Source organism: Janthinobacterium foliorum, assembly GCF_978021625.1.
Window position 1 is genome coordinate 30,994 of record NZ_CDXDQE010000013.1, and the last position, 11,841, is coordinate 42,834.

Genomic DNA, 11,841 nt, shown 5'->3' on the forward strand with positions numbered 1-11,841 from the left:
AAGATACTCAAATTAAGCCTTTGCGGATTCGGCCAGACTCCATGCCTTGGCTTGCAACGCCTTGGCACGATCGTCGTATTTCGAGTCAACCAACTTCATCTCATCGTCGGTCACATCTTTAAATTCACTTGTAATCAGTTCACGCGCACGGTCCGCAGACAAGGCCAGGATTGCGCCAAATTCGTCGTATGCCAGTGCTGCAAATGCTTCTACGGTCTTGATACCAGCCAGACCCAGCTTGCCGGCGGTGATGCGATCCATGCCTTCCAGATTCACCAACGCCTCGTCCATGCCTTCCAGACCCTCTTCCGAAGCGATCGCTTCGGTCACGAGCGCATCACGCGCACGGGTACGGAGTTCATTGACGGTATCTTCATCGAACGATTCGATTTCCAGCATTTCGGAAATTGGCACGTAAGCGATTTCTTCCAGACTGGCGAAACCTTCTTCCACCAGAATATCGGCCACTTCCTGGTCGACATCGAGCTTTTCCATGAACAGGATGCGCACGGCAGCCGTTTCCTGGGCAGCTTTGTCAGCCGATTCTTCGGCCGTCATGATGTTGATCTTCCAGCCGGTCAGTTCCGACGCCAGGCGCACGTTCTGGCCGGAGCGGCCGATCGCGATTGCCAGGTTTTCTTCATCGACGACAACATCCATCGCATGCTTTTCTTCGTCGACCATGATCGACGATACGTTCGCCGGTGCCAGGGCGCCGATGACGAACTGCGCCGGATCTTCCGACCACAGCACGATATCCACACGTTCGCCGCCCAGCTCACCGGTGACAGCCTGCACGCGCGAACCGCGCATGCCGACGCAAGTACCGATCGGGTCGATGCGCTTGTCAGCCGTGTAGACGGCGATCTTGGCGCGCACGCCGGCATCGCGGGCTGCGGATTTAATTTCCAGCATGCCTTGCTCGATTTCCGGCACTTCCAGTTCAAACAGCTTCATGATGAATTCCGGCGCGGTGCGCGACAGAATCACTTGCGGGCCGCGCATGTTGCGGTCGATGCGCAAGATGTAAGCACGCACGCGGTCGCCGATACGCAGATTCTCTTTCGGGATCATCTGGTCGCGCGGCAGACGCGCTTCGATCTTGCCCGATTCAACGATGGCATCACCGCGCTCCATGCGCTTGATGGTGCCGGTGACGAGCGAATCGCCGCGTTCCAGGAAGTCCACCAGGATCTGTTCGCGCTCGGCATCGCGCACGCGCTGCAGGACGACCTGTTTGGTATCCTGGGCGAAACGGCGGCCGAATTCGACGGATTCGATCGGTTCTTCGATGTGATCATCGACTTCGATATCGGGAATCTGTTCTTTTGCCTCGAAATGCAGGATCTCCTGATCCGGCAATTGCAGGCCAGCTTCATCGGGCACCACGTGCCAGCGGCGGAACGATTCAAATTCGCCCGTTTCGCGGTCGATCGAAACGCGGATGTCTACTTCACCCTCATACCGTTTCTTCGTGGCTTGCGCCAACGCGAATTCGAGGGCGCCGAAGACGACATCTTTATCGACGTTTTTTTCGCGCGCCAGCGCGTCAACCAATAATAAAACTTCGCGGCTCATGCTTTGCGTCCCTTAAAAACCACCTGCGGCACCAAGCGTGCCTTATCCACGTCGGCGAGCGTAAACTCCAACATCGCCGGACCATCCTTACCTTCAAATTCCAACGACAATTTATCGCCCACGGGTTCTTGCAGAATCCCCTGGAACGATTTCCGGTTGTTCGTACCCGGCATCGCCACAGTCAGCTTGACGATGATTTCCTGGCCTGCGAAACGGACAAAGTCTTCCAGCTTGCGCACCGGGCGATCCAGACCCGGGGAAGAGATCTCGAGACGCTCGTAAGGAACGTTCTCTACCGTCAACACATGCGATAACTGGTGACTCACCGTGGCACAGTCTTCGACCGTGATCGGACCTTTTTCAGCGGCATCGGCGGCGCTGAAATCAATAAAGACGCGCAGCAGCCCGCGCTCGGCACGTTCGACATCAACGAGCTCATAGCCCAGACCAGTGACTGTCTTTTCAATTAATCCCAACTGCTGCAAGAAATTCTCCAGAAATAAGGCCCGTTTTCAGCATCGCGGCACTGCAACAGCACCGGCGGCATGCGAAAAACACGCATTCAAGTCATATATGGCCCCTTGCGGAGCCATTACAAACGGTTCAACAAAAAAAAAATGGGCATCTGCCCATCTTCTTGTATTTCCCCAACCAGATGAAAGCACTCCCCACCAAACAACCCTGCGGAGAACTTTTATTAGGCTGCAGATTATAACCTCTTATTAACTTCGCCGCAATGCCGCACACAAGGAGCGGCCCGGCTTACAACAGTTACAAGAGCGCGCACCCGCGGCAGATCAGCGGGTGCGCGAGAAGAAACACTCCCCGCTTAACCTTTGCTGCGGCGGCGCGGCATGCCATCCATGCCGCCACGATCCATGCCGCCACGCGGCTGGCCGCCCGAACGCGCCTGGCCACCGGTGCCACCGCCGGCATTGCGGCGCGGACCCGTGTTGGCGAAGCCAAATGCCGTTTGCAGCGGGTCCGGCTGGCGCGGACCGCGCTGCGGCGCGCGGCCTTCGCCACCCGGACGACCCTGGCCCTGGCCGGCAGCGCGCGGAGCACGGCCTTGCGGCGCACCTTCGAACGATGCCGACGAACGCGGCTGCCCACCCTGGAACGGACCTTGTGGCTGGCCACGGCCCGGACCACGCGCTTCGCCAGGACGGCCGGCGCCGCCGGGACGGCCCTGGCCTTGCGGACGGGCAAACTGGCCTTGCGGCTGGCCACGGCGCGGCGCGACAGGGAACGGATCGGCGTTGCGGTTGCTCACATCGATGCGGTTGCCATTCGGCTCGTCATCACGGCTGGCCTTGCGCGCCTCGCGGCCCTTGGCGGCGCCAGCGGCGCGGGGATCGCCCGAAGGCGGCATTTTCTTTTCGATGCCGTAGGCGGTCAGCAGATCGCGCACGGTGTTTTCATCCATCTCTTCCCAGCGACCGCGTTTCAGGCCGCTTGGCAGGGTCATGGCGCCGTAGCGGGTACGGATCAGGCGCGACACGGTCAGGCCGATGGCTTCGAACATGCGGCGCACTTCGCGGTTGCGGCCTTCGCCGATCACCACGCGGTACCACTTGTTGATGCCTTCGCCGCCGCCGTCGGCGATTTTCGAAAATTGCGCCATGCCGTCTTCCAGTTCGACGCCGGCCAGCAGCTTCTGGCGCATGCCCTCTTCCAGCTCGCCCAGGGTACGCACGGCGTACTCGCGGTCGATGCCGTAGCGCGGGTGCATCAGGCGGTTGGCCAGGTCACCGGAGGTGGTAAACAGCAGCAGGCCTTCCGTGTTGAAGTCGAGGCGGCCAACGGCCAGCCACTTGCCCGCCTTCATGGTCGGCAGGCGGTCGAACACGGATGGACGGCCGTCCGGGTCGTTATGGCTGACGATCTCCCCGGCCGGCTTGTGGTACACCAGCACGCGCGGCGGCTTCTTGCTGACGCGGCGCTGGATCAACTTGCCGTTGATGCGCACGTGGTCGGTCGGCAGGATGCGCTGGCCGATGTGGGCCGGCTCGCCATTCACGGACACGCGGCCCGAAATGATCAGGTCTTCCATGTCGCGGCGCGAACCGAGACCGGCTTCGGCCAGCACCTTGTGCAGCTTCGGCGCATCGTCGTCGGACGTCAGGTCGCGGCGCACGGCGGCTTTCTGCACGCGGCCCGTGCCGCCCTCTTCGCTGTCGAAGGCGTCGGAGGTAACGAACGAGAACACGGCGTCGGCATCGCTGACCTTGCCCGGCGCAGCCTGGCGGCCCTTGCCTTTTTTACGGCTCTTGCCTGCATTCTTGCCGGCGCCCGGCACGTCGTTGCGCGGACCGCGCGGCGCGCGTGGCGCCGAAACGAGGTTGCCTTCGGCGTCGAACACGTCGGCGGCTGGCGCGGCAGCCTGCTCTGCGGCAGGCGCAGCGGCTTCCGCTGCCTGCGGCGCTTCCGCGCGCGGCGGCTGGCGCAGCGCGCGTTCGGCTTGCACGCCGCGCATCTGGCGCGGACCGCGCGTCGGGCGCGCTTCGGCCGGCTTTTCAGCGGCCGCTTCCGGCGCGGCTTCCGCCTCGGCGGCAGCGGCCTTGGCGGCGGCGCGGGCGCGCGGCGGACGCGGCGCAGGGGCGGCGACCGCCTCGGCAGCGGCTTCCGCCGCTTCGGCCACGGCCTTCAGGGCCGGCTTGGCGCGGGTTTTCTTGACGACAGGAGCAGCTTCGGCAGCGGCATCGGCGGCGACAGGCGCATCGGCGGCCACGTCGGCTTTCGTGCGGCGCTTCGGCTTGGCGGCAACGGCGTCGCCGGCGGCGGGCGTAGCAGCAGCTGCGGCATCGGCTTCGATCTGGGCCTTGGTGCGGCGCTTGGGCTTGGCAACGATGACTTCGTCGCTGGCGGTAACTGTCTCGGGAGTATTCGGATTATTCATTATTCGTTTCTTGGCTGTGCTGACCTGGCGCAGCGTCAACCGTTAGTTCTGGCGCAGGGTCGTGAGTGTAGGCTTCGTCCGTGGGCGAAGCATCGGGGCCGGCATCAAGGCTTGCTGTCACATCTACATCTGTCACAGCCGTATTGCTACCTGCACCAAGCTGGGGGGCAAGCTCATTGCTTGCCTTGTCAAAATTTTCCTGCAGGGCCGCTTCCAGGGCTTCGAGCCCATTGCCCTGCATTTCGCTGATTTGCTGCAACGGCGGCAGCTGGGACAGCGAATGCAAACCCAGGTCATCCAAAAATTGCTTGGTGGTGGCCAGCAAGGCCGGCCGGCCCACCACGTCGCGGTAGCCGATGGCATCGACCCAGCCGCGGTCTTCCAGCATCTTGATCGTCTGCGAATTGACGGCAACGCCGCGGATTTCCTCGATGTCACCCCGCGTCACCGGCTGGCGGTAGGCGATGATGGCCAGGGTTTCCAGGGTCGCCCGCGAATACTTGGGCGGCCGCTCGGGCGTCAGGCGATCCAGATACATCTTCATTTCGGGACGGCTTTGAAAGCGCCAGCCTGAAGCCAGGCTGACGATCTCGATGCCCCGCCCTTCCCACTCATCGCGCAACTCTTCCAGCAATTGCTTGATCGTGTCGGCACCGACGCCGACGCCGCGCACGCGGCCACTCTCGTCCGCATCGACGAACAGCTTTTTCAAGCTGTGGATCGTCAGCGATTCACGAGCGCACAGCAACGCGGTTTCGAGGACTTTTTTAGCCTCAATTGTATTCATAGCAATTCTGTGCGGATGTGTGTTGCAATTCGTATGCAGAGAAAGAAATCAAAAACGTTCATTTCAACGTAACGGATGGCAGACATCGATGACGACGCCATGCTGGGGTTACAAGTTGAGGCTGTTTTTCCGACGCCTTGGCCGATGCGCGCAAAGCGGGACTTGCGGATGCAGTGAAAGTCCTGCGATCCATGGTGCTGGCCTTAAATAACCAGCAATGAAACGATATCCGGAGCAGCTGCTTCTCTTGTGGCGGCGGACCAGCCAGGCAAGTGAGCGACAGTCGTCGTTTCATCCAACGATGCCAATTGTACCTGATAAAAAGCGGAAAAGCGCAAAACCGGGCAAAACACGCGTTTTACCCGGTCCCGGCGTTACAAATCGGCAATACCCGTCGCGCCTGCCCCATATTACAGGGAGGAGAGTTTCTCCGAGAGAATGGCCGATGCGCCCAGGAAAGCAGGATACTGCGCCGTGATCACGAAGGTCGGCACTTGCGAGACATAGTTGGCGAAGCGCCCCTTGCGCTCGAAGCGGGCGCGGAAGCCCGAACGGTCGAAGCGCTGGCCCAGGCGCGGCACGATGCCGCCGCCGATATAGATGCCGCCCAGCGCGCCCAGGGTGACGGCGACGTTGCCCGCCACCGTGCCCAGCATGCAGCAGAACGCTTCGATGACGTCGTCGCACAGCTGCGATTCGCCGGCCAGCGCGCGGCGCGTGATCTCCGCCGCCGGCAAGTCTTCGGCCGGCACGCCGGCGCGGTCGGCCAGGGCGCGGTAGATCAGCTCCAGGCCATCGCCGGAAATCAGGCGCTCGGCCGAGACGTGTTCAAATTCGCGCCAGGCAAACTGCAGGATGCCCACTTCCGTTTCATTCGACGGCGCAAAGCTCACATGGCCGCCTTCGCTTTGCAGGGCGATCCAGCCGCCATGCGAAGGAATCAGGCCCGACACGCCCAGGCCCGTGCCGGCGCCGATCAGGCCGATGGCCGTGTTCGGACGGGCCGTGCCCGCGCCGACCTGATGCTTCTGCTCGCTCGACAGCAGCGGCAAGGCGCGCGCCAGGGCCGTGAAATCGTTGACCACGTCCAGGGTCGTGAAACCGCACTCTTCACGCATGGCGCGGATCGAGAACGACCAGTGGTGATTCGTCATGCTGAGGAAATCGCCGTCGACGGGATTGGCGATGGCGATCACGGCATGGCGCACGGCTTGCCCGCCGGCGGCGGCCACGTGCGGCAGGGCCAGGTAAGCCTTCAGTGCGGCGGACAGGCTCGGATAGTCGGCACAGGGCAGCACTTCCACCAGAACGATGTGGCCGGCGGCCACTTCCAGGGCGAAGCGGGCATTGGTGCCGCCCACGTCGGCCAGCAGGCGCGGCCCATCGGCAAAGGCGGAAGTCGGCAATACGGGTGAAGACGAAGCGCTCATGATTTTAAATGATGAAGTGGGACGCATGGGACGCCAAGCTTAAAGGATGAATGCGCCCGGAGGCAAGCAAAGTTTGTAGTTTAAGTACATCAAAACAGGCCTTTATTGGTAGTTACACTCCAAATGCAACAGGCACAGGTAAAGTTACTCGCATACAATGTTTTACAGTAAGCGCCCACACTCGCCAGCAGCCAGCAATCCATGCTGCATAGCAGCAGAAACGCCCCATACGGGATAGTATGCCCAAGTTTGCGCAATGCTGCGTTGTACAGGAAACGGGGAGGAAATCGGCGCTTCTCAGGCGACCCATGGGGCGTATTTTCGTATTATTACTACCAACTTCCAGTCATCGCGCACCACCGACAGGCGGATAGCCAGATGCGTGCTCAGGAAGACACGCTTTCGCCCAGCAGGCTGGCAGGCGCCGGCTGGTCCGAACGGTAGGCGGCGTTCCACGCGTCGAGGCCGCCATGCAGGGGTTTGGCGCGGTGGAAGCCATGCTGGTGCAGCAGCTGGGCCACTTGCGCGGCCGTCACATCGTTGGGGCAGCTGCAATACACGATGATGTGGCGGTCCTTGTCCATGGCAATCATGGCGGGCACGGGTTCCTTGCCATTGAAGAACAAGGCGCCCGGCACGGCCGGCTCCAGCGCCTGCGCCGTGGCACTGCGGGCGTCGACCATCAGCGGCTCCTCGCCCTGCGCTATGAGTTCGAGCAATTCATCGATGCCGATGCGCTCGATCTGCAAAGCCTGGCGGAAGCGCCGGCGTTCGAGGAATTTATACAGCAGGAACAAGCCCAGCAAGGTGGCCAGCATCAGCAAGGCGGTGCTGCCCATGGTGCTGAGCAAATCGAGCACCTGCTGCACGCTGGCGTGGAAAATCACGCCGACGACGATGCCCGTGCCGCTCCACAGCAAGGCGCCCAGGCCCGCATACAGGAAGAATTGCCCCGGTGGCGTGCCCAGCGCGCCGGACATGGGCGCGGCCACGGTATTAAAACCTGGCACGAATTTGGAGACGATCAGGGCTTTCGGGCCCCAGCGCTTGAATTTGTCTTCCGTCTGGCTGACGCAATAGTCGGGCGACAGCGAGATGCGGCACAGCAGCCGCAGGATGCGCTTGCCAAAATAGCGGCCTGCGCGGAACCACGTGAAGTCGCTGATCAGGCAGGCGCCCAGCGCGGCGGCCAGCACCAGCGCCCCATTCATGTCGCCATCGACGGCCAGCGCTCCCGCCACCACGAGGATGGGAAAGGCGGGAATCGGCAAGCCGAGCTGCTCCACCAGCACGATGCCAAAGACAATCAGGACACCGTAATGTTCGAGCAGGTAAATGAGGTTGGGCATGGGCGCTATCTTACCGCAAAAGCCTGTTTATATTTGCACGCCCTTCGGTATGGCACTGAGCAGGGTACGCGTGTATGGATGCACGGGATTGCGGTACAGCTCGTCCGAATCGGCCAGCTCCACCACCTGCCCCTTGTGCATCACCATCACCTGGTCGGCGATGTATTTCACCACCGACAGATCGTGCGAGATGAAGATGTAGGACAGGCCGAACTCATCCTGCAAGTCCTGCAGCAGGTTCAGCACCTGCGCCTGCACCGATACGTCCAGCGCCGACACGGATTCGTCGCACACGAGAATTTCCGGCTGCATGGTCAGGCAGCGCGCGATGGCGATGCGCTGCCGCTGGCCGCCGGAAAACTCGTGCGGATAGCGGTGGAAAGCCTGTTCCGGCAAGCCCACCTTGTCCAGCAGCCAGTAGGCCTTGGCGATGCGCTCCTTGTCGTTGGCGCCGATGTTGTGGATGCGCATCGGTTCCAGCAGGATCTGCCCCACCGTGAAACGGGGATTGAGCGAGGCATACGGATTCTGGAAGATGATCTGGATGCGGCGCTTATACGGCAGGTATTCCTTGTTCGGCATGGCGATCAGATCCTTGCCATGGAACATGGCCGTGCCGCCCGTCGCCTGGTGCAGGCGCAGCAAGGTCAGGCCCACCGTCGTCTTGCCGGAGCCGGATTCGCCCACCACGCCCAGGGTTTTTCCGCGCGGCAAAGTAAACGACACATCCTTGACGGCCTGGAATTCGCGCTTGCCGAACAGGCCCTCGCGCGTATAAAAACTTTTGCTCAGGTTATTCACCACCAGCACCGGCTTGTCGCCCGGGGTGTAACCGCGCGTGCGCTGCTTCACCTCGACGCCTGGGCCGGCCTTGCCCTCCATGTAATCGGCAATCACGGGCAGGCGCCATGGGCGCTCGTCCAAGGAGGGGCGGCAATGCAGCAGCGCCTTGGTATAGCTGTCTTGCGGCGCTTCGAACACTTGCCGCACCTCGCCCGTCTCGCGCACTTCGCCGTGGCGCATGACGATCACCTGGTCGGCGATCTCCCCCACCAGGCCCAGGTCGTGGGTAATGAAGAGCACGGACATCTGATGCTTCTTTTGCAGCGCCGCGATGAGGTCCATGATCTGCTTCTGGATCGTCACGTCCAGCGCCGTCGTCGGTTCATCGGCGATCAGCAGTTTCGGTTCGCAGGCGATCGCCATGGCGATCATCACGCGCTGCTGCTGGCCGCCCGACATCTGGCTCGGGTAGGCGTCGATTTTCGTCGCCGGGTCGGGGATGCCCACTTCCTCGAGCAATGCCAGGGTACGCGCGCGGGCCTGCTTGCCATTCATGCCCATATGCTGGCGCAACACTTCGGCGATCTGGAAACCGACGGTAAACACGGGATTCAAGGACGACATCGGTTCCTGGAAGATCATCGAGATATCCTTGCCGCACATGTTGCGGCGCTCGGCGATCGACAGGTCCAGCAGATTGCGCCCGCCGAAATGGATGCGGGAGGCGGGATCGATGATGGTGCTGTCCGGCGGCAGCAGTCCCATCACGGCCAGGGAGCTGACGGACTTGCCGCTGCCCGATTCGCCCACCAGGGCCACGGTGCTGTTGCGCGGCACGTTGAACGAAATGCCCTTGACGGCTTCAAACGTGGTCTTCTTGTCGAGGCGGAAGGTGACGCGCAGGTCGCGCACTTCCAACAGGTTATTCTGGTCCATGAGCAACTCCTATTTCACTTTGGGGTCGAGCGCATCGCGCAAGGCATCGGTAAACAGCGAGAACGCCGTCACCAGCACGGCCATCGCCGTGGCGGCGGCCGTCAGCTGCCACCATTTGCCCAGGATCAGTTCATTTTGTGCCTCGTTGAGCATGCTGCCCCACGAGACGGTGCCCACCGGCACGCCGAAGCCGAGGAAACTCAGGATCACCTCGGCCTTGATGAAGCCCACCACCAGAATCGACATCTGCACCAGCGCCACGTGGCTCACGTTCGGGAAGATGTGCGAAAACATCTTGCGCCAGTGCGAGGCGCCGATGGCGTCGGCCGCCATCACGTATTCGCGCGCCTTGTGCTTGATGTATTCGGCGCGGATCAGCCGGTATGGCCCGGTCCAGCCCGTCAACCCGAGGATCAGCACGATGGTCAGCACGCCCTTCTGCTGCAGCACGGCCGCCACCGTCAAAATCATCAGGATGGACGGAATCGACGTAAAAATGCTGTAGAACCAGTTGAAGAAATCATCGACGATGCCGCCGAAATAGCCGGAGACGGCGCCAAAAAGCGTGCCCAGCACGACGGCCAGCAAGGCGGCCACCAGGCCCACGACGATCGACGTTTCGCCGCCCTTGATGGTCTTCTGCAAGATGTCGTGGCCCCACTTGTCGGCGCCGAACGGCAGGGTGGCCGCCTTGTGCGTGACGAGTTTCTTGGCCTTGCCCATGCCGGCGCGCAAGGCCGTCAAGTCGTCGGCCAGCGGGTCCGTCACGCCGTACATTTCCACGCCGGCAGAAGGGTTGCTGCCCATCTGCGCGCGCAGTTCGGCGATGTCGTCGGCCAGCGGGTCGAGCACGTTGACGGGCGTAGGCGCGCTGCGCTCGTCGGCCAGGGGAATGGCGCCGTCGCCGGCCGCGGCCGCGTCCTTGTCGGCGCCGACAAACGTGGGCGGCGCATAGCTGACGGCCACTTCATCTTCCCAGTTCGAGGCCAGCAGGCCGCTGGCGGAGGCCAGCACCAGCAGGAAAAACGCGCCGACCACGGCCAGCGATACCATTGCAATCTTGTCGCCGCGCAAACGGCGCCACGCCAGGGCCCACAGGCCGGGCGAAGTATGAGGTTTCGACATCGTCTCTTTCTACTTCAGTTGTACGCGAGGATCGACCGCCTGGTACAGCAAGTCGGTGAGCAGGTTGAAGAGCATGGTGGCGGCGGCGACATACACGGTGATCGCCTTGATCACCGGAAAGTCGCTGCGCTCGACGGCCAGGATCACTTCACGCCCGATGCCGGGGATGCCGAAGAAGCGTTCCAGCAGGAAAGCGCCGATCAGCAGGGCCGGCAAGTTCGACATCACGTAGGTAATGATGGGAATGGCGGCATTGCGCAGCACGTGGACCCACATGATGCGCCCTTCCTTCAAGCCCTTGGCGCGCGCCGTGCGCACGTAATCCTGGTTGGCTTCGTCCAGCACGAAGGTGCGGAACAGGCGCAGGGTGGGCGCAATCGACACGGCCAGGCCGATCAGGATCGGCAGGGTCGAATAGCGCAGCAGGTTTTCCCAGAAGCTGTCGCCCCAGCCCTGCACGGGGAACAGGCCCAGCTTGTAGGCAAAGCCGTACTGGAAGACGATGATGTAGACGAGGATGGAAATCGACATGCCCACCGTGCAGGCGATCATGACGGCGCGGTCCGTCAGCGAGCCGCGGACAAACGCGATGGCCAGCGCCAGCGCCACGCCAAAGAAGGTTTCCAGCACGGTCAGCGGAATCAGCACCATCATGGATGGGCCCAGGCGCGACGTGATGATGTGCGACACGGTTTCGCCGGTGGCCCAGCTCTGGCCGAAATCAAAGGTGACGATCTGCTTGATGAAGATCCACAGCTGCACATAGTAGGGCTGGTCGACGCCCAGCTGGCGGCGGATGTTGGCAATGCTTTCGGCACTCGACATCTTGCCGGCCAAAATGTAGGCGGGGTCGCCACCCACCCAGTTGAAGAGGATGAAGACCAGCAGGACGACGCCCAGCATGGTCGGCAGCATCTGCCATAAACGGCGCAGGATATAAGCGAACATAATGAT

General features: G+C 62.1%; 9 protein-coding genes. All 9 read right to left on the reverse strand.

Annotated elements, in window-relative coordinates; all coding sequences use genetic code 11:
- Positions 1-12 precede the first annotated feature (12 nt).
- Complete coding sequence (nusA, locus tag ACZ92H_RS22835) at positions 13-1,578, reverse strand: transcription termination factor NusA (protein ID WP_092798205.1); 1,566 nt, start codon at positions 1,576-1,578, stop codon at positions 13-15.
- On the reverse strand, positions 1,575-2,063 hold the full coding sequence (gene rimP, locus ACZ92H_RS22840; protein ID WP_034760462.1) for a ribosome maturation factor RimP: 489 nt from the start codon (positions 2,061-2,063) through the stop codon (positions 1,575-1,577). The genes nusA and rimP overlap by 4 nt, the downstream gene beginning before the upstream one ends.
- A 344-nt stretch (positions 2,064-2,407) precedes the next feature.
- Positions 2,408-4,477 (reverse strand): 23S rRNA pseudouridine(2605) synthase RluB, encoded by a 2,070-nt coding sequence (gene rluB / locus ACZ92H_RS22845; RefSeq protein WP_465051130.1) that lies wholly within the window; start codon positions 4,475-4,477, stop codon positions 2,408-2,410.
- The gene (gene scpB / locus ACZ92H_RS22850; RefSeq protein ID WP_131374143.1) at positions 4,470-5,264 is read right to left on the reverse strand and encodes an SMC-Scp complex subunit ScpB; all 795 of its coding nucleotides are present in this window, start codon (positions 5,262-5,264) and stop codon (positions 4,470-4,472) included. The genes rluB and scpB overlap by 8 nt, the downstream gene beginning before the upstream one ends.
- 410 nt (positions 5,265-5,674) lie before the next feature.
- Complete coding sequence (locus ACZ92H_RS22855; RefSeq protein ID WP_465051131.1) at positions 5,675-6,694, reverse strand: glucokinase; 1,020 nt, start codon at positions 6,692-6,694, stop codon at positions 5,675-5,677.
- 386 nt (positions 6,695-7,080) lie between these two features.
- On the reverse strand, positions 7,081-8,043 hold the full coding sequence (locus tag ACZ92H_RS22860; RefSeq protein WP_131374146.1) for a VTT domain-containing protein: 963 nt from the start codon (positions 8,041-8,043) through the stop codon (positions 7,081-7,083).
- Positions 8,044-8,070: 27 nt separating this feature from the next.
- Entirely contained in the window at positions 8,071-9,762 is a 1,692-nt protein-coding gene (locus ACZ92H_RS22865) for an ABC transporter ATP-binding protein (RefSeq protein ID WP_465051132.1), read from the reverse strand.
- A gap of 9 nt (positions 9,763-9,771) precedes the next feature.
- Positions 9,772-10,887, reverse strand: coding sequence for an ABC transporter permease (locus ACZ92H_RS22870; RefSeq protein WP_465051133.1), 1,116 nt, complete (start codon positions 10,885-10,887; stop codon positions 9,772-9,774).
- Positions 10,888-10,896: 9 nt separating this feature from the next.
- On the reverse strand, positions 10,897-11,835 hold the full coding sequence (locus tag ACZ92H_RS22875) for an ABC transporter permease (RefSeq protein WP_131374152.1): 939 nt from the start codon (positions 11,833-11,835) through the stop codon (positions 10,897-10,899).
- Between the last annotated feature and the right edge of the window lie 6 nt (positions 11,836-11,841).

What these genes read in the sequence shown, in the direction of transcription:
- nusA (WP_092798205.1), bottom strand. Translation starts at nt 1,578, where the DNA reads ATGAGCCGCGAAGTTTTATTATTGGTTGACGCGCTGGCGCGCGAAAAA.
- rluB (WP_465051130.1), bottom strand. Translation starts at nt 4,477, where the DNA reads ATGAATAATCCGAATACTCCCGAGACAGTTACCGCCAGCGACGAAGTC.
- scpB (WP_131374143.1), bottom strand. Translation starts at nt 5,264, where the DNA reads ATGAATACAATTGAGGCTAAAAAAGTCCTCGAAACCGCGTTGCTGTGC.
- ACZ92H_RS22855 (WP_465051131.1), bottom strand. Translation starts at nt 6,694, where the DNA reads ATGAGCGCTTCGTCTTCACCCGTATTGCCGACTTCCGCCTTTGCCGAT.
- ACZ92H_RS22860 (WP_131374146.1), bottom strand. Translation starts at nt 8,043, where the DNA reads ATGCCCAACCTCATTTACCTGCTCGAACATTACGGTGTCCTGATTGTC.
- ACZ92H_RS22865 (WP_465051132.1), bottom strand. Translation starts at nt 9,762, where the DNA reads ATGGACCAGAATAACCTGTTGGAAGTGCGCGACCTGCGCGTCACCTTC.
- ACZ92H_RS22870 (WP_465051133.1), bottom strand. Translation starts at nt 10,887, where the DNA reads ATGTCGAAACCTCATACTTCGCCCGGCCTGTGGGCCCTGGCGTGGCGC.
- ACZ92H_RS22875 (WP_131374152.1), bottom strand. Translation starts at nt 11,835, where the DNA reads ATGTTCGCTTATATCCTGCGCCGTTTATGGCAGATGCTGCCGACCATG.